Source organism: Cohnella lupini (assembly GCF_003386205.1).
Taxonomy (GTDB): Bacteria; Bacillota; Bacilli; order Paenibacillales; family Paenibacillaceae; genus Cohnella; species Cohnella lupini.
On sequence record NZ_QRDY01000027.1, the window covers coordinates 1 to 17698 of the forward strand.

The 17698-nt window shown below is 52.9% G+C and carries 15 protein-coding genes and 1 riboswitch; all 15 genes read left to right on the forward strand.

The annotated features are described in order from the left end of the window. Positions 1-231: 231 nt before the first annotated feature. The 15 genes from mfd (at position 232) to spoVT (ending at position 17678) form a co-directional block, all read left to right on the forward strand. Positions 232-3753 carry a transcription-repair coupling factor gene (mfd, locus tag DFP95_RS25395; protein WP_115995485.1) on the forward strand — a complete coding sequence of 1174 codons (3522 nt, stop codon included), beginning with the start codon at positions 232-234 and terminating at the stop codon, positions 3751-3753. After that, positions 3740-4846: a peptidylprolyl isomerase gene (locus DFP95_RS25400; protein ID WP_115995486.1), complete on the forward strand. Its 1107-nt coding sequence runs from the start codon at positions 3740-3742 to the stop codon at positions 4844-4846. The genes mfd and DFP95_RS25400 overlap by 14 nt, the downstream gene beginning before the upstream one ends. Before the next feature lie 167 nt (positions 4847-5013). Further along, positions 5014-5448, forward strand: coding sequence for a DUF6157 family protein (locus tag DFP95_RS25405; protein ID WP_115995487.1), 435 nt, complete (start codon positions 5014-5016; stop codon positions 5446-5448). Positions 5449-5764: 316 nt separating this feature from the next. After that, positions 5765-7048 carry an urea ABC transporter substrate-binding protein gene (gene urtA, locus DFP95_RS25410; RefSeq protein WP_115995488.1) on the forward strand — a complete coding sequence of 428 codons (1284 nt, stop codon included), beginning with the start codon at positions 5765-5767 and terminating at the stop codon, positions 7046-7048. A 102-nt stretch (positions 7049-7150) separates the two neighbouring features. Then, positions 7151-8059 (forward strand): urea ABC transporter permease subunit UrtB, encoded by a 909-nt coding sequence (gene urtB, locus DFP95_RS25415; RefSeq protein WP_115995489.1) that lies wholly within the window; start codon positions 7151-7153, stop codon positions 8057-8059. A 34-nt stretch (positions 8060-8093) separates the two neighbouring features. Then, complete coding sequence (gene urtC, locus DFP95_RS25420; protein ID WP_115995490.1) at positions 8094-9197, forward strand: urea ABC transporter permease subunit UrtC; 1104 nt, start codon at positions 8094-8096, stop codon at positions 9195-9197. Further along, positions 9148-9936: an urea ABC transporter ATP-binding protein UrtD gene (urtD, locus tag DFP95_RS25425; protein WP_115995491.1), complete on the forward strand. Its 789-nt coding sequence runs from the start codon at positions 9148-9150 to the stop codon at positions 9934-9936. Before urtC ends, urtD begins: the two co-directional genes overlap by 50 nt. Further along, positions 9914-10621: an urea ABC transporter ATP-binding subunit UrtE gene (gene urtE, locus DFP95_RS25430; RefSeq protein WP_115995492.1), complete on the forward strand. Its 708-nt coding sequence runs from the start codon at positions 9914-9916 to the stop codon at positions 10619-10621. The genes urtD and urtE overlap by 23 nt, the downstream gene beginning before the upstream one ends. Positions 10622-10772: 151 nt before the next feature. After that, positions 10773-10895, forward strand: a riboswitch (guanidine-I (ykkC/yxkD leader). A 78-nt stretch (positions 10896-10973) separates the two neighbouring features. Next, positions 10974-11999, forward strand: a complete 1026-nt coding sequence (locus DFP95_RS25435) for an ABC transporter substrate-binding protein (protein WP_115995493.1) — start codon at positions 10974-10976, stop codon at positions 11997-11999. 6 nt (positions 12000-12005) lie between these two features. Further along, positions 12006-12860 carry an ABC transporter permease gene (locus DFP95_RS25440; protein WP_245987969.1) on the forward strand — a complete coding sequence of 285 codons (855 nt, stop codon included), beginning with the start codon at positions 12006-12008 and terminating at the stop codon, positions 12858-12860. A 24-nt stretch (positions 12861-12884) separates the two neighbouring features. Beyond that, positions 12885-13697 carry an ABC transporter ATP-binding protein gene (locus DFP95_RS25445; protein WP_115995494.1) on the forward strand — a complete coding sequence of 271 codons (813 nt, stop codon included), beginning with the start codon at positions 12885-12887 and terminating at the stop codon, positions 13695-13697. Positions 13698-14266: 569 nt separating this feature from the next. Next, positions 14267-14923 (forward strand): energy-coupling factor ABC transporter permease, encoded by a 657-nt coding sequence (locus DFP95_RS25450; RefSeq protein ID WP_115995495.1) that lies wholly within the window; start codon positions 14267-14269, stop codon positions 14921-14923. Beyond that, positions 14920-15276 carry a PDGLE domain-containing protein gene (locus DFP95_RS25455; RefSeq protein ID WP_115995496.1) on the forward strand — a complete coding sequence of 119 codons (357 nt, stop codon included), beginning with the start codon at positions 14920-14922 and terminating at the stop codon, positions 15274-15276. Before DFP95_RS25450 ends, DFP95_RS25455 begins: the two co-directional genes overlap by 4 nt. Next, positions 15248-16933, forward strand: a complete 1686-nt coding sequence (gene cbiQ, locus DFP95_RS25460; RefSeq protein ID WP_115995497.1) for a cobalt ECF transporter T component CbiQ — start codon at positions 15248-15250, stop codon at positions 16931-16933. Before DFP95_RS25455 ends, cbiQ begins: the two co-directional genes overlap by 29 nt. Positions 16934-17135: 202 nt before the next feature. After that, positions 17136-17678: a stage V sporulation protein T gene (spoVT, locus tag DFP95_RS25465; protein ID WP_115995498.1), complete on the forward strand. Its 543-nt coding sequence runs from the start codon at positions 17136-17138 to the stop codon at positions 17676-17678. The last annotated feature ends 20 nt before the right edge of the window (positions 17679-17698 follow it).

The following is a 17698-nucleotide window of genomic DNA, read 5'->3' on the forward strand; positions in this document are numbered from 1 at the left end:
AATCATTAGGTGACCACCCACTTCAGGTTGATATCCTAATTATACAAGGAAAAGGTACAGCCTTCCCCAATAAATTGAGGATTGCTGTACCTTTTTTCTTGAGTACACTTTTTCAGTGGCCTCGGCATGTGCCGGGGCTTTTTTCATGATTCTGCAGAGCGAATTTACGCAAGTTAATCCAGCTAAGCCATGCTTACGGCTGGCGCGTTTGTATCGGAAAGGGGAAATGCCATGAAGCCGCTAATCCAATCGTTGGTAACCGATCCCGATTTAATTAGCGTTATACAAGGGCTGAAGGGCGGAATGCGGGAGCAGCTCGTAGCCGGGTTGTCCGGTTCCGCGCGCCAAGCGGCTATCGCGAGCTTGTATCGGGAATTGCAAAGACCCGTCCTTGTCGTTACCCATAATATGTTCTCGGCTCAGAAGATGGCGGACGACCTTCTGGAATGCCTGTCTTCGGACGAAGTCCTTCTCTACCCGGCTAACGAGCTGATCGCGGCCGAGACGGCGATATCAAGCCCGGAAACGTCCGCGCGGCGTCTAGAAGTCATACTCAAGCTAGCGGAAGGCTTTCGCGGCATTATTGTCGTGCCTTTCTCCGGCGTTCGTAGGTTCCAACCGGATCTGAAAACGATGGCGGACGCGCATATCGATCTGCTGGTGGGCAACACGTTGCCTATGGAGCAGTTCCTTAGAAGCATGATCGAATTAGGCTACGAACGGGTGGACCGCGTAGAACAGAAGGGCCACTTAAGCGTTCGGGGCGGCATCGTCGATTTCTTCCCGCTGGCCTCGGCCGTCGCGTTTCGCGTCGAATGGTTCGACGACGAGATCGATTCGATTCGTACGTTCGATCCGGCGGACCAACGCTCCATCGATAAGCTGGAGTCTTATACCGTTCAGCCGAGCCGGGAGTGGATCGCGGGAGAAAAGCGGTTCCAGAACGCGGCTCAGCATGCGCATGATTTATTGGATAAGCAGTTGGAGAAAATGTCCGACCGCCAAGCCAAGGAACGTCTGAACTCTGAAATTTCCCGGGAAATTGAGCTTTTGCGACAAAATGTTTATTTTTCCGAAATTTACAAATACATATCCCTGCTCTATCCGGAAAGGCAGACGCTGCTGGACTATATTCCGAAGAACGCGATTCTGATCATGGATGAGCCGAACAGGCTTGGCGAAACCGCGAAGCAGCTTGAACGCGACGAATTGGAATGGACGACCCACTTGCTTCAGCAAGGCAAGTCTCTTCCGGGCTTCGTGCTGGCGGTACCCGCGGAACAAGCCCTGTATCCGAAGGGCTTCCAGACGATCTATATGTCGCTGTTCGTTCGTCAGATCCCGCATACGCAACCTCAGAACATCATTAACTTCGTGTGCCGATCGATGCAAAATTTCCATGGTCAGATGAACGTGTTGAAGGCGGAGATGGAACGCTGGCGGAAGAGCGGCATCAAGATATTGATGCTGGCGGGCAATGCGGAACGCGCCGAGAGAATGAGACGCGTGCTGGAAGATTACCAGATCGAGACCCCGGAAATACTGCAAGGAAATCTGCAGAGCGGCTTCGAGCTGCCTTCCATTAAGCTCGTCGTCATTACCGAAGGCGAGATGTTCACGCAGAAGCAACGCAAAGCCCGTCGCGTTGACCGCCATCTGGACAACGCGGAACGGATCAAGAGCTATACGGAGCTTAAAGTCGGGGATTACGTCGTCCACCAGAATCACGGCGTCGGCAAGTATCTCGGGATCGGAACGCTAGAGGTCGGCGGCATACACAAAGACTATCTTCATATCGTTTATGCCGGAGGGGATCGTCTTTCCGTTCCCGTAGAGCAATTCGACCTCATCCAGAAATACGTAGGCAACGAGGATAAAGAGCCGAAGGTAAGCAAGCTTGGCGGCTCGGATTGGAATCGGGTCAAATCGAAGGTGCAATCTTCCGTTAAGGATATCGCCGACGACTTGATCAAGCTCTACGCGGAGAGGCAGGCGACTACGGGCTTCGGCTTCGGGGAAGATACTCCTTATCAGCAGGAGTTCGAGGAAATGTTTCCTTACGACGAGACGACCGATCAGCTTCGCGCCATCGAAGAGATCAAGAAAGACATGCAGACTCCCCGTCCGATGGACCGATTGCTCTGCGGAGACGTCGGCTACGGGAAGACGGAGGTCGCTATTCGGGCAGCGTTCAAGGCGGCTATCGAGGGCAAACAGGTTGCCGTTCTCGTTCCGACTACGATTCTAGCGCAACAGCATTACGAAACGTTCCGGGAGAGATTCTCGGGTTATCCTTTTAATATTAAAGTGTTAAGCCGCTTCCGTACGCGCAAGGAACAGACGGACACGATGAAGGGTTTGAAGGCCGGCACGGTGGATGTCGTCATCGGTACGCATAGGCTACTGTCGCAGGACATCGTGTTCAAAGAATTGGGATTGCTCATCGTCGACGAGGAACAGCGTTTCGGCGTGACGCACAAGGAGAAGCTTAAGAAGATCAAGACGAACGTGGACGTTCTTACCCTTACGGCTACTCCTATTCCACGAACTCTTCATATGTCCATGCTCGGCGTAAGAGATTTGTCGGTTATTGAGACGCCTCCGGAAAATCGTTTTCCCGTGCAAACGTACGTGGTGGAGTATAGTCCGACGCTTATCCGCGAAGCGGTGGAGCGGGAATTGGCGCGTGATGGACAGGTCTATTACCTATTCAATCGCGTTCAGGGGATCTATCAGATGGCCGAGCAGATCAGCGCGCTTGTTCCGGCTGCCCGCGTAGCAGTTGCCCACGGACAGATGTCGGAGCAGGAGCTGGAGCGAACCATCCTGGACTTCCTCGACGGAGAGTACGACGTGCTCGTAAGCACGAGTATTATCGAGACCGGGGTAGATATCCCTAACGTGAATACCCTTCTCGTGCATGATGCGGATAAAATGGGCTTGTCCCAGCTATACCAGTTGCGAGGCCGGGTAGGTCGGTCCAATCGGATCGCATATGCGTATTTCACGTATCAAAGGGACAAAGTACTAACGGAAGTCGCGGAGAAGCGTCTGCAATCGATCAAGGAATTCACGGAGCTCGGCTCAGGGTTCAAGATCGCCATGCGCGACTTGTCGATTCGCGGCGCGGGGAATTTGCTGGGCGCTGAGCAGCATGGATTCATCGCATCCGTCGGCTTCGACCTCTATTCTCAGATGCTAGCGGACGAGATTCAAAGCCGTAAGCTGGAGATGGGCGGGGTCGTATTGCCGCCGCAGCCGGTCAACACGCAGCTCGATCTGGGCGTGGACGCATACTTGCCTCCAGAGTATATTTACGACAGCATTCAAAAAATCGAAATTTACAAGAAAGTCGCTACGGCCGCCTCGTTGGAGGACGTGGAAGACTTGTTCGAAGAGCTGATCGACCGTTTCGGAGAGCCGCCTAAAGCGGTGCTTAATCTGATGGCGGTGGCCAGGTTAAAAGTATACGGCCGCAAGTTCGGCATCGAATCGATCGTGCGCCGCGGCGACGAAATGACGTTGAAGCTGGAAGAACGGCGCCGCGAGGACGTAGATACGAGCAAGCTCAAAGCGTTGGAAACCAAATTCCAAGGTCGCATGAGCTCGGCCTTTACCGCTCAGCAGCTCCTCATACGCTTTAAGGTGAGAGGGATGGATGAGAACGCTCTATTAGCGCTCGTGGAGGACTTTCTGGTACAATACAAAGAAGCGACAAAATCGAAGGGAGAACTGCAGGATGTTACACCGTAATCGCATGCCGAAGAGCCGGCTCGCAATGCTGACGCTGGTAGCGGTCATGCTCGTCGCACTAATCTCCGCCTGTGGCAAGGACAAAGATGGAGCTTCTGGTAGTACCGTTATCGCAACGTATAAGGGCGGTCAAGTCACAGAGAAAGAGTTCGACAAGTATGTAGCTTTTCAGACCATCATGAATCCTCAGAGCGCCATGTACATGTCGATTCCTCAATTCAAGGAGCAGTTCGTTAAGCAATACATCGTGACGAGCGTCCTGAAAGAGGAAATTACCGACGATGAGAAGAAAGCTGCGAAAACAGCCGCCGATTCGTTCAAGACGGAGTTTGAAGACGCGGTTAAATCGCAACCGGATCTAAAGAAACACCTGGACGACAACGATCTGTCGGTGAAGGAAGCGGTCGCCATGTACCAAGATCTTGCCGCATTCCAAGCCTACTACGCGGCGAAAGAGAAAGAACTTAAGCCGACGGTTAAGGACGAAGAGATCAAAGCCGTATATGACAAGGCTCCTACCGACTACAATGTCGTAACCTTGCGCCATATTCTGATCGGCACGCAAGACCCGAATACGGGAGCGGAATTGAAATCGGATGCCGACGCTTTGAAGCTGGCCAAAGAGGTCAAAGCCCAGTTGGATGCGGGCGGTGATTGGACGGCTATCGCAAAAGCGAATTCGACCGATGCCGGTTCGAAGGATAAGGGCGGCCTATACGATAAGCAATTGGCAATCGATTGGGTCGCGGAATTCAAGGATGCGGCCAACAAACAAGAAATCGGCAAGATTGGCGATCCGGTCAAAACGGACTACGGCTACCATGTGATCAAAGTCGAAAGCCGCGAAGAGGCGTCCTCTTACGATAAATTATCGGCAGCCGCCAAAGAACGGATTACGACGGATCTCACGACGACTAAGGTTTCGGATTTCTTGACGGCCGAACAGGACAAGCTCGAGATCAAAGTTACGTTGCCTGCTGAACCGACGCCTAGCGCATCGGGCTCGCCTGACGCGTCCCCATCTGGATCTCCTAGCGAGTCGCCAAGCTCCTCCCCATCCGCGTCGCCTTCGGCGTCCGGAGCGACGAAATAATCGAATAACGAACCCGACGAAGACGTGTACCGGATTCCTATCGTATTTTACGAGGGAGTCAGGTCGCGTCTTTTTTGTCCTTTTGGCGAAATTAACTGACCGTATCTGTCAGGAATAGAGGTGTATAATAAGTAATACATAGTCAGGAAGTCAAGGGAGGAATCGCAATGGAATGGAATTATTACGATACCATGATCACGGTTTCGGGGGATTGCCCCGTCGAGAGGGGGATGGTTCCGCCGGAGAAGAAGAACGGCCGATCGAAGCCGGGTATCGAGTATGATCTCGTATATAACCAACCTTATGAGTACACTCAGGAAGAGCTGCTCTTCCAAACCTATGTTCGGCATAAGGAAATCCCCGAGTCGGAGCTGGCAGAGCGGGGAGATGAAATCCGCGAACGGTTTTTCTCCAAGCCGATGCCTTGCTTGCGAGCGTCGATGCTCCCTAAGAAATACGGCTGGGGGCTTCACTTCAATGCCGAAGGAAAAGTCGCCCTGATCCCGAGGGAGTCCGAGGAGTATGATCGTTTAACAGCAGGCGGAGAGGACGAATTAAGGATACTTGCGGCTATGCGAAATAACCGGGAGAAGAAAGCATAAGATTTTTTCTATATTATATTTCGATCTAAACCTTCTCAAGGCGAAGCCCCGCTCGGGTGTCGAAACCTTACGTGAGAGGGTTTTTTTGTTGCTCCCAGAAGATTTCAACGTACTAATGTACTATCTATGTCATGTTATATTACACTAATTATCGTATTTTTGCTCAAAAATAGGACTAAAACAATAAATAATGTAAGGTATATTGACACAAATCCAAACATAACCATATAATGTATTTACGAACGGTTGGGCTGTGGAGAGAACCGAACGTTCGGATTTAGAGAGAAACCCATACTAAGGATCGGGGAGTGGAAAGATGAAGAAGGGCAATTTGTTAAAAGGTTTCGTACTGGCAATGACGGCAAGCTTGGCGTTGGTGGGTTGTGGAAACAACAACAATGGGGCCGAGAGTTCGTCGTCCGCGCCTGCATCCGAAGCCGCATCGTCCGCGCCGGCATCATCGGCGGCAGCGGCGGGCGGAGAAACGGTCAAGGTCGGTATTCTTCATTCCTTGAGCGGTACGATGTCCATCTCCGAAGTAACGGTTAAGAACTCCGAATTGATGGCGATCAAAGAAATCAATGCCAAGGGCGGCGTGTTAGGCAAACAGATCGAAGCGGTCGTAGAGGACGGGGCGTCCGACTGGCCGACATTCGCGGAGAAGGCACGCAAGTTGCTATCGGAAGACAAAGTCGCGACGGTGTTCGGTGGATGGACTTCCTCCAGCCGTAAAGCGATGCTCCCGGTATTCGAGGAATTGAACGGACTTCTGTGGTACCCGGTTCAATACGAAGGCTTGGAATCATCCCCTAACATTTTCTACACGGGCGCGACGACTAACCAACAAATCATTCCATCCGTGGATTTCCTCTTAGAGAAAGGCAAGAAAAAAGTATTCCTGCTCGGATCCGATTACGTATTCCCTCGTACCGCCAATAAGATCATCAAGGCTCAACTGGCGGCCAACGGCGGAGAAGCGATCGCGGAAGAGTACACCCCGCTCGGCCATACCGATTACACGACGATTATCGCTAAGATCAAAGAAGCTAAGCCGGATGTCGTGTACAACACGCTCAACGGCGATAGCAACGTGGCTTTCTTCAAGCAATTGAAAGATGCCGGCATTTCCTCCGCGGATCTGATGACGGTTTCCGTATCCGTAGCGGAAGAAGAAGTGAAAGGGATCGGACCGGAATACTTAACCGGACATCTCGTGGCTTGGGATTACTACCAAACGACGGATACGCCGGAGAACAAGGTGTTCGTCGAGAACTTCAAGAAAGAATACGGCCCGGACAGCGTAACGAGCGATCCAATGGAAGCGGGTTACGTAGCGGTTTACTTGTGGGCCGCCGCGGCCGAGAAAGCCGGATCCTTCGAGGTGGATAAAGTGAAGGAAGCGGCTAAAGGCATCGAGTTCAACGCTCCCGAGGGCAAAGTTACGATCGACGGAGACAATCAACATATTTACAAAACGGTTCGGATCGGCGAGATCAAAGCGGACGGTCAAATCGTGGAATTGTGGAACTCCGGCGGCCCTGTTAAACCGGATCCGTACCTGACGACTTACGAGTGGGCAAAAGGCTTGAGCGACCAATAAGGTTTAATGCTTGTGCGGCTGGGGAAGTATTCGGTATCGACCGAGGCTTCCCCTCGCTTATAGCTAACGAAGCTCGGCGTATCAGAGTAAGGGGGTAGCGCAATGGAGATTTGGGTCTCGCAAGTATTTAACGGATTAAGCGTTAGTTCGATCCTATTGTTAATCGCACTAGGCTTGGCCATTACCTTCGGACTCATGAGAGTCATTAATATGGCGCATGGAGAATTCATCATGATCGGCGCTTACGGCGCGTATATGACGCAAGAGATTTTCAGGTCGACCCTTCCCAAGAGCCTATTCGACGCTTATTTTCCCGTAGCCATACTCGTCAGTTTCGTTATCGCCTTCGCCATCGGATACCTGCTCGAAGTGACGCTTATCCGGTTTCTCTATGGAAGGCCGCTCGATAGCTTGCTAGCTACCTGGGGAGTCGGATTGATGCTTCAGCAGCTTGCCCGCTCGATCTTCGGGGCACCTAACGTTGCGGTATCGAGCCCTTCTTGGTTGGATGGCGGAATGACGATATTCTCGGGAGTGGTGCTTCCTTATAAAAGGTTATTCATTATCGGTCTAGTGGCGCTCTGCCTCGTGGCCATGTACTTGTATATTTATCGAAGCAATGCCGGGCGGCGGATGCGGGCGGTCATGCAAAATCGCGATATGGCCGCGTGTTTGGGCATCTCGACGAGACGCGTCGATTCGTTTACTTTCGCTATCGGTTCGGGAATCGCCGGGATCGCGGGCTGCGCGCTCACGTTAATCGGTCCGATCGGTCCTTCTATTGGCACCTATTATATCGTGGATGCCTTCATGGTCGTCGTTCTGGGCGGAGTCGGCAAGCTGGTCGGAACGGTAGCCGGCGCGCTGGGTATCGGAGTATTCAATACCTTGTTCGAATGGTGGACGGACGCCTCGCTTGGCAAGGTTCTGGTATTCCTGTGCATCGTCGCGTTCCTGCAATGGAAACCGATGGGGATGTTCGCGGTCCGGACGCGGTCCCTGGACAACTAAAAATCAGATTATCGTAAGGAAGAAGGTGATCGCGGTGTTAACCTCTGCTATTCTGCCGCGCCGTGTCTGGTTGTTGATCGGTTACGCCGTCGCTGCGGCCGCTTTGTTCTCGGCTCCGCTCTATTTGAGCGATTTCCGTCTGAATCTTCTGGCCAAGTGTCTGGCCTTTGCCATAGTGGCGCTCGGATTGGATCTTCTCTGGGGCTATACGGGCATCTTGAGCTTAGGTCACGGGGTTTTCTTCGGATTGGGAGCTTACGCGATGGCAATGCATCTGAAGCTCGTATCTAGCGGATCTCGGCTTCCCGACTTCATGGATTGGATGGGTTTGACGAAGCTTCCGTGGTTCTGGGAGCCGTTCAAGAGCTTCGCGTTCGCCGCTCTCATGGGGATAATCATTCCGGCCGTACTGGCGCTGGTGCTCGGATTCTTTACCTTCCGGAACCGAATTCGAGGCGTATACTTCACGATCCTCACGCAGGCGCTGGTCATTATTACGGTAACGTTGTTCGTGGGTCAGCAGGCTTATACGGGCGGAACGAACGGACTGACGGGTTATACGAAAATGTTCGGTTATAGCCTGAAATCCGATACCGCCAAGACGATGGTTTACTTGGTAACGGTAGTTGCCCTCCTATTGTCGTTCCTGTTGTGCAGATATTTGGTGAAAAGCCGTTTCGGCAAAGTGCTTAGGGCGATCCGTGACGGAGAAAACCGCACGAGGTTCCTTGGGTACGATCCTTCGAGTTACCAAATGGCCGCTTTTGCCGTATCCGCAGGGTTGGCTGGGTTGGCAGGCATGCTGTTCGTCCTTCACGTAGGCATTGTTTCCCCGACGATGATGGCGATCGTGCCTTCTATCGAGATGGTATTGCTCGTCGCGATCGGAGGGCGAGGAACGTTGATCGGAGCCGTTATCGGGGCCGTCATCATGACGCAAGCGAAGAGCGAGCTTAGCGCGTCGTATCCCGACTTTTGGTTGTTTTTCCTGGGCGCGTTGTTCATCGTCGTCACTGTGTTCTTACCGGGCGGGATTGTCGGCTTGATCCGTCAGTTGCGCCAAAAGTTAACGAGGAGGCGGAATGAGAATGATATCAACCTCAATTCTATCGTGCCAGAAAGTAACGGTGTCGTTTGACGGATTCAAAGCGGTGCAGGAGATGAGCTTGGAGCTTGCGGCCGGCGAGCTGCGGTTTCTTATCGGGCCTAACGGCGCGGGGAAAACGACGATGCTGGATGCCATATGCGGCAAAGTGAAGCCGGCGACGGGAAGCGTATCGTTCCATGGCCGCCAAGGCACTGTGGACGTAACGAAGCGCAAGGAGCATGAGATCGCTCAGCTCGGTATCGGTCGAAAATTCCAAACTCCGTCGATCTTCACGGGGCTGACGGTAGAGGAAAATCTCGAGATCGCGATGTCCCAGAACCGCGGCGTATGGGCGACTTTGCGGGCAACCATGCAGAAGCGCGACCAAGAACGAATCGATGCGGAGCTGGAGCTGATCGGATTGGGCGACAAGAAGCAACTGCGCGCGGGCCTCTTATCACATGGCGAGAAGCAATGGCTTGAGATCGGCATGATGCTGCTGCAAGAGCCGGAAATTCTGTTGTTGGATGAACCGGTAGCGGGAATGACGGATAAGGAAACGGACAAAACCGGGGAGCTTCTGCAGCAAATCGTGTTGAAGCGCACGGTGGTCGTCGTGGAGCACGATATGGAGTTCGTTCGCAACTTCGCTAGCAAGGTAACCGTCATGCACGAAGGCAAGCTGCTGAAGGAAGGCTCCATGGACGAAGTGCAAAGGGACGATCGGGTGGCGGAAGTGTACCTCGGCAAAAAAAGGCGGGATTACGATGTTGTCAGTTCAACGGCTTGAAGCGGGTTATGGAGAGAGCGTGATTCTGCGGGACGTATCGCTGACTGTCGAGCCTGGCCAGGTTGTCTGTCTTATGGGGCGTAACGGCGTAGGCAAGTCAACGCTCGTGAAGAGCATCATGGGGTTATTGAAGGCAAGGAAGGGCTCCGTGTCCTTCAAGGGAAAAGACGTAACGAAGCGGGCGCCGGGTGAGAGGGCGAAGAGCGGAATCGGCTACGTCCCTCAAGGACGCGAAATCTTCTCGCAATTATCGGTTTACGAGAATCTGCGAATCGGGCTCGAGGCTAATCCGGATTCCGCCAAACGCAAGAGCAAGGTCATCCCTCGGGAAGCGATCGAGAAGTTTCCGATTCTGCCTACGTTCTACAAGCGTCGCGGCGGCGACTTGAGCGGAGGGCAGCAGCAGCAGCTTGCCTTCGCGCGGGCTTTGATCTCCGATCCGGAGCTGCTCGTGCTCGATGAGCCGACGGAGGGCATTCAGCCGTCTATCGTCGACGATATTCAAGACGTTATTCGGTCTATCCGGGATGAAGGGAAAACGGCTATCCTCCTCGTGGAGCAAAGCTTAGAATTCGTGCGAAGCGTAGGAGACCGATTTTATATCATGGAGAAAGGCACGATCGCGTGGGAAGGCGGGCGAGAGGATCTGGACGATCCGGCCGTCATGAAGCTTCTTACTATCTAATGTAATAATATCTAACATAAATATTGACGAATCAACGCTGTCGTTGGTAGAATGTAAACAAAGTTGACAATTGCATAAAGGTTCCTCTTGGCTTTGAACGTTCGCTCGTCGTTTCCGAAGACGCCGACAACCGTTTATCCTCGTAAGGAACGAAAAAGTCGTCTAGGGTTCCGTTGCCGCAAGGTCAAGCTGGTCCAAGAGATGGCGTATGGCATGGGGCGTTCTGCGAAGAACGGTCAGCCATATCACACGGAAGGACAAAAGCCTGGGAGAACCTCTCTCCCGGGCTTTTGTTATTTTCAAGACTCGTTTTCATTGCTTTGCAAGCTAAATATAAAGGAGTGGGATCTGAATGAACCAAAGTTTGAGACGTCCTCGTAACATGCTGTTCATCGTGTTGTCCATCTTGCTTGTCGTTGCTTGCGTTCTATCCGCGTGCGGAAACAAGGAAAAGTCCGCCGGAGGCTCGGATGATCCGATCTCCATCGCGCTCAGTCCTTGGCCGGGCTGGTTTTTCTGGTACTTGGTCGAAGAGAAAGGCTTCTTCGAGAAGCATGGCGTCAACGTTAAGCTCGAATGGTTCCCCGTATATAGCGATTCCTTGCAGGCGCTTGCCACGGGCAAAGTAGACGCGAACAGTCAGACGTTATCCGATACGTTGCCGGCAGCTTCTAAGGGGATCAAGCTGAAGGCCGTTCTGGTCAACGACAACTCCGACGGAGGCGACGCGATCGTCAGCAAGCCGGACATCGCTAGCGTCAAGGATTTAAAGGGCAAAACCGTTGCGACGGAGCTCGGCACAGTAGATCATTTGTTGTTGTTGACCGCTCTGGAGCAGAACGGATTAAGCGAGAGCGACGTCAAATACGTGAATATGACGGTTAATGATGCAGGTCCGGCGTTCATTGCCGGCAACACGGACGCATCCGTCCTGTGGGAGCCGTTCCAGACGAAAGCGGTCAAGGAAGGCAAAGGCAAAGTATTATTTTCCTCGAAAGAAACGCCAGGTCTCATTCCCGATTTGCTCGTGTTCCGTCAAAGCGTCGTAGAAGAGCGCGGAGAAGAAGTACAGAAGATTATCGACGCGTGGTTCGACGCATTGGAGTATTTCAAGGCTAACGAAGCCGAATCTATCGAGATCATGGCTAAGAAAGCCGAGACGACGCCGGAAGATTTCAAGCTCGGGTTGGAGAGCATTAAGCTGTTCAGCGAAGAGGATAACGTCAATGCGTTCGAGAAGCGGGACGAACTCTCGTCGCTTTCGTTCACCGGCAACAAAACGGCGGAGTTCCTTAAGAAATTGGATATGATCAGCGATATACCGGATGTAGACGCCTTGCTGGAGCCGAAGTTCGTTCAAAAAGCAGCGGGAGAGTGATGGCTCATGAGTAAGTCGATGTGGACTTTGGAACTTCCGACAGCGGCGGCGAAGGCACAGGCAGTCGGAACGAAGGCTAGAAAAAGGCATGCCATGCAGATTTTCGAGGATATCCCGAAGCGCGGCTTCGGGATTACCGCTACCGTTTCATTTCTCGTCATGCTCGCGATATGGTCTATTCTCAGCTACGGTCAGCTCGTGAATCCGATTTTCCTGCCAACACCGGACAAGGTGCTTGTCAGCTTAATAGATCAGCTTAGCACGAGTCTATATTGGCATCATATCGGGATTAGTATTTTCCGGGTTTCTTCCGGGTTCGTGCTGGCATGTATCTTGGCCATTCCCATCGGCTTGTTCGCGGGTACCTACCGATACGCGGAAGCGTTCGTCGAACCGCCGATGGAGTTCATCCGCTACATGCCGGCGGTCGCCTTTATTCCATTGATTATGGTTTGGGCAGGTATCGGCGAGTGGGCGAAGATCTTGCTTATTTTTACCGGGTGTTTCTTCCAGCTCGTATTGATGGTAGCGGCGGACACCCGGCTTGTGTCCAAGGACCTCGTGCAAGCATCCTTCACTTTGGGAGCAAGCCGGTGGCAGGCTATTCAAACCGTTATTATTCCCGCGGTGCAGCCAAGATTGTTGAACACGCTCAGACTGATGTTAGGGTGGGCTTGGACTTACCTTTTGGTGGCGGAGCTAGTTGCCGCAAACAGCGGACTCGGTTATGCGATTATGAAGGCGCAGAGATTCTTGAATACGGAACAGATCTTCGTCGGGATTATCGTCATCGGGCTGCTCGGACTGATCAGCGACCGGATCTTCGCTTTCCTGAACCGTCGGTTGTATCCCTGGGCTTAGATCGAACCGAAGGAGGGCATTGGCATGAATGAAGCGACGAGTGAAGCAATGAAAGAAGTAACGAAGACATCGGCGGTCGGGGCGATTTCCATCCGCGGGATCGGTAAGACGTTCAAGACGGGTAAAACAACTTTCCGCGCGTTGGAAAACATAGATTTGGAAGTCGGGGCTAACGAGTTCGTCACGATTCTAGGGCCTTCCGGTTGCGGCAAATCGACTTTGTTGCGGATCGTAGCCGGGTTGGAAGAGTCGAACGAAGGCGTCGCGGACGTGGATGGCGACACGATCGTCGGACCGGGAGCGGATCGTGGCATGGTGTTCCAGGGATATACGCTATTCCCTTGGCTGACCGTGCGGCAGAATATCGAGTACGGACCCAAGCTTAAGGGAGTCTCGATACTGGAACGCCGGGCGATCTCCAATCGTTATCTAAGAATCACCCGACTGGAAGAATTCGCAAGCCGGTTCCCTAAGCAGCTATCCGGCGGGATGAAGCAGCGGGTGGCTATCGCGAGAGCGCTGGCCAACGGGCCTAAAGTCCTGCTTTTAGACGAACCTTTCGGCGCTCTCGACGCCCAGACGAAGCTGGAGATGCAGGAGGCGCTTCTCGACGTGTGGGAGAAGGAGAAAACGACTGTCCTGTTCATCACGCACGATATCGACGAGGCGATTTTCCTCTCCCAACGAATCGTCGTAATGGCCGCCGGTCCGGGTAGAATATTGAAAGAGTTCCCGGTTACGTTACCCGCCGAACGTACCCCTGAGGTTCGGGAGCATCCCGAATTCCTGAAGCTGAGGCGTGAGCTTGCGGGTCTATTGAGGCATAAGGAACTATAATGGATGGAAATTTGGTTATCCCGTTCGCTCAGGCGCTGTCATTAGATTTATCCACATGTGGACTAGTTCCGTAGTTGTAGGGATCGGTGCGTGCAGCTAGCTACGAAAAAATAAATAAGCGCGCGAGGCAGTACTAATTGCTCAAAAATCGCTCGACGATAGGAAATAAGTGTGCCACGCGGTATTATTTGCTCAAAAGTTGCTCCTCTGCGGGAAATAAGCGTGCCGCACGGTACTATTTACTCAAAAGTCACTCCACAGAGGGAAATAAGCGTGTCTTGCGGTACTATTTTCCCGAAATCGAGCGCGCGAGGAGAAATGGGTTACCGATCAGAAGATGAATGTAATCATACCTGACATTTGTATTGACGGTATCGAAGCGGGGTTGGTAGAATAACTACAAACAAACCCCGGTTAATCAGTCAATATTTGATAGTCGAGACACCATTGCTAGTCATCATACTTGTTCATTTATGGAGCACCGACGTCTGGGCCCATCGCTCGATAAACCCGGGAAAGTTCTTTTTCCTGGGTTTTTGCATTCTATTAGAATAAAGGGGACAATGAGGATGCACATACCAGATGGTTTCTTGGACGTGAAATCATGCATAACGACGGGAGTGTTAGGGGTCGGTACGGTAGCGTATAGCCTAAGAAGGACGAAGGTGTCCTTGGCGAGGCCCGAGGTTCCTAAGATCGCGCTTATAGGAGCCTTTATTTTCGCGGCGCAGATGTTGAACTTCCCTATTGCCGGAGCGACGTCCGGTCATTTTCTCGGAGGAGCGATGGCTTCCATCTTGTTCGGACCGGCAGTTGCCGTGGTCATTATGTCGGCCGTGCTCATTATTCAGGCCTTGATCTTCCAAGACGGGGGATTAACCGTTCTAGGCGCCAATATCGTTTGCACGGGTGTAATCGGATCCTACGTAGGTTACGGTGTGTACCGTGCCGGAATAGTCCTGTTACGCGGTAGAGCAACCAAAGTCGTGAGCTTCGCAGCGGCCTGGTGTTCGATCGTAGCCGCATCTTGCGGAGTCGCGTTGTTGCTGGCATGGTCAGGCACGTTTCCGCTTGGAGTGGCTTTGAAGACGATGGCGGGATGGCATAGCCTTATCGGAATCGGAGAAGGGCTTATAACGGCCATGGTGGTGGCGTACCTGATGGAACGCAACGTTGCATTCGAGAACCTTCCGTCCAGCTCGAAAAAGGGGGCATCCGCGACATGAGTCAACAACAACCGGTCGAAGTCGTTACGAACAAGAAGCGCAGGTGGCTTGTCATGGCCATCGTTACGGTGGTTGCGGCGGGAGTGATCTCCTATTTCGCGTCCCCGCATCCGGATGGGCTAGAGAGAGTCGCGGAAAACCACGGCTTCATCGATCAAGCCAAGACCCCATCTTGGACCGCCTGGATTCCGGATTATGAGGTCCCGGGCATAAAGTCCCCCATCTTGAAGGTCGGTCTGGCGGGCGTTATCGGAGTTGCGGCTTTATTCGGAGTTCTATATGCTTTAACAAGGCCGCTCGCGCGGCGCAGGGAGGCAGACAATCATGGCAAAGGCGATCATCACCCTTCATGAGACGGAGGGAGTCAGCCCGCTGATTGCCAAGCCATCCCATCGCTTGTGGACCGTTCTAATTCTTCTGGCACTAACCGTCATTCTATGGCAGACTTCGGTACTGGCCGTATCCGCGGGAATCTTCCTCCTTCTGTTGCTGTGGTGCGGGATTCCCATTCAATTGATCCTTGGACGAATGCTGCTCTTGTTGCCTTTCGGCGCGGGGGCGGCCATTTTTATCCCTTTTCATACGGAAGGAATCAAGGCATTCGAATTATTCGGCTTCGCGGCAACGGAGGAAGGGCTGGAGAGAGCGATCGTCATTCTGCTCAAGCTGGTGAATGCCAACCTGTTGCTTACGTATCTGCTTGCCGTAACTCCGTTATTCGTGCTCCTTCGTAGCCTTCGTTCCGTTGGAGTACCGGCGGTGCTGCTCGAGTTGATTTTGCTGATGATGAGATACTTCTTCTTGCTTAGGGAAGAAGCGGTGAGCATGTTTAAGGCGCAAAGATCCAGGGGAATGAACTTCAAGGGATGGCTGTGGAGCTCGAGGGCGTACAAGCGCTTCGGAGAATTAATGGGCGTTCTGTTCCTCAGGGCTTATGAACGGAGCAAGAGAATTTATATTGCGATGTCGGCGCGCGGCGGCTTGGAGGGCGATACTAAGATGGCGAGTAAGACGGATGGAGAAGCGACAGTTACCGTGGATGCGAGGAATGCAGGCGGAACCTCTGCGGAAGATTATGCAGGAGATGCGGGCGCGTTCCCCGAGTTCGCTGCCGAAGTGAAGAACGTTACGTTCTCTTACGGGAAAATAAAAGCTTTAAACGGCGTGTCGTTCAATATTCCGATTGGCTCCAAAGTGGCTCTGATGGGACCGAACGGAGCGGGCAAGTCGACGCTGATCTCATTGCTGAACGGCTTGGAGCTGTCTCAAGCGGGGGAAGTACGCTTGTTCGGGGAAGTCGTGAGACGCGACAACGGCGATAGGCTGCGCAGGAGGGTCGGAGTCGTCTATCAGGACCCCGACGATCAAATTTTCTCCACCTCGGTCGAAGAAGACGTGGCGTTCGGTCCGCGCAATCTGGGTTTGTCCGCAGACGAAGTGGAGGAGCGGGTCGACACGGCGCTCGCAAGCGTCGGCATGCGGGACATGAAGCGCAGATCTCCGTTCGAGCTCAGCTACGGCCAGAAGCGTAGGGTCGCAATTGCCGGCGTGCTGGCGATGAAACCGGACTTTATTATCCTCGACGAGCCGATGTCGTTCCTCGATCCGAAGGGTCGCGACGAGCTTCAAGCGCTGCTCGATGGGATGAGGCAGACGGGAATGACCATTCTGATCGCCACGCACGACGTAGACTTCGCGGCGGAGTGGGCGGATCACGTACTGCTTTTGAAAGACGGCAAGCTTCTTGCGTCAGGAACGGCCGAGCTATTGTTCGAAGACGATTTGATCGAAGAGGCATCCTTGCACTTGCCTAGGCTTGCCCGACCTTTCCGCCTGCTTCGCGGCGCGGAGGAGCATCGTCCCCGTTCGGTTAAGCAAGCGGCTCAGATGATTTGGAGATTAATCGTCAAAGGCAACGATTCGACGGCAGCGCCAAAGCCGGATGGATTAGCGGAGGATAGGGAAACCAAGCAACGTCTTGCGGGAGTTTATAAACAACCGCCATACTGAATGGTTCCTTCGATCATTAACAAATGGATGTTTCCTCCAGTGCAGGGGGAACGCATAAGAAAATGGGAGAGGTTGAATACTACCCTTACGATTCAAATGTCACCTTTTTCCGATTGATCAACGTTCGTCATACAGTTCGGCAAGTCATCCGCGCCGACAGCATCAAAGCGAATACACCAATGAAAGTGGGGCAACACGAGCTATGAAAGCAACCGGGATTGTACGCCGTATTGATGACCTCGGACGGGTCGTCATTCCGAAAGAAATTCGTCGCACGCTCCGAATCCGCGAGGGAGATCCGCTGGAAATATTCGTGGATCGCGACGGCGAAGTTATTCTCAAAAAATATTCCCCGATCGGCGAACTAGGCGATTTTGCCAAGGAATACGCGGAGTCTTTGTCCGAAAGCACGGGGCATATCGCCATGATTTCCGACCGCGATACCTTTATCGCCGTGGCCGGGGCTTCCAAGAAGGAATATCTCGATAAAGCGATCGGCAATCTGCTGGAAAGCTGCATGGAAAACCGCAAAATCGTAATCGAAACCAGCTCCGGCAACTATGAAATCTTGCGCGACATTACCGAGACGATCAGTTCCTTCGTTGCGGCGCCGATCATTGCGGGCGGAGATCCTATCGGGACGGTCGTGCTGCTTAGCAAAGACGAATCGGTCAATATGGCGAACATGGAAAGCAAGATGGTGGAAACAGCCGCCGGATTTCTCGCGAAGCAAATGGAGCAGTAAATCTATATCGGATAAGCGAA

Excerpts from the sequence above, each read along its gene's own strand:
- mfd (WP_115995485.1), top strand. The coding sequence starts at position 232 with ATGAAGCCGCTAATCCAATCGTTGGTAACCGATCCCGATTTAATTAGC.
- DFP95_RS25400 (WP_115995486.1), top strand. The coding sequence starts at position 3,740 with ATGTTACACCGTAATCGCATGCCGAAGAGCCGGCTCGCAATGCTGACG.
- DFP95_RS25405 (WP_115995487.1), top strand. The coding sequence starts at position 5,014 with ATGGAATGGAATTATTACGATACCATGATCACGGTTTCGGGGGATTGC.
- urtA (WP_115995488.1), top strand. The coding sequence starts at position 5,765 with ATGAAGAAGGGCAATTTGTTAAAAGGTTTCGTACTGGCAATGACGGCA.
- urtB (WP_115995489.1), top strand. The coding sequence starts at position 7,151 with ATGGAGATTTGGGTCTCGCAAGTATTTAACGGATTAAGCGTTAGTTCG.
- urtD (WP_115995491.1), top strand. The coding sequence starts at position 9,148 with ATGATATCAACCTCAATTCTATCGTGCCAGAAAGTAACGGTGTCGTTT.
- urtE (WP_115995492.1), top strand. The coding sequence starts at position 9,914 with ATGTTGTCAGTTCAACGGCTTGAAGCGGGTTATGGAGAGAGCGTGATT.
- DFP95_RS25435 (WP_115995493.1), top strand. The coding sequence starts at position 10,974 with ATGAACCAAAGTTTGAGACGTCCTCGTAACATGCTGTTCATCGTGTTG.
- DFP95_RS25440 (WP_245987969.1), top strand. The coding sequence starts at position 12,006 with ATGAGTAAGTCGATGTGGACTTTGGAACTTCCGACAGCGGCGGCGAAG.
- DFP95_RS25445 (WP_115995494.1), top strand. The coding sequence starts at position 12,885 with ATGAATGAAGCGACGAGTGAAGCAATGAAAGAAGTAACGAAGACATCG.
- DFP95_RS25450 (WP_115995495.1), top strand. The coding sequence starts at position 14,267 with ATGCACATACCAGATGGTTTCTTGGACGTGAAATCATGCATAACGACG.
- DFP95_RS25455 (WP_115995496.1), top strand. The coding sequence starts at position 14,920 with ATGAGTCAACAACAACCGGTCGAAGTCGTTACGAACAAGAAGCGCAGG.
- cbiQ (WP_115995497.1), top strand. The coding sequence starts at position 15,248 with ATGGCAAAGGCGATCATCACCCTTCATGAGACGGAGGGAGTCAGCCCG.
- spoVT (WP_115995498.1), top strand. The coding sequence starts at position 17,136 with ATGAAAGCAACCGGGATTGTACGCCGTATTGATGACCTCGGACGGGTC.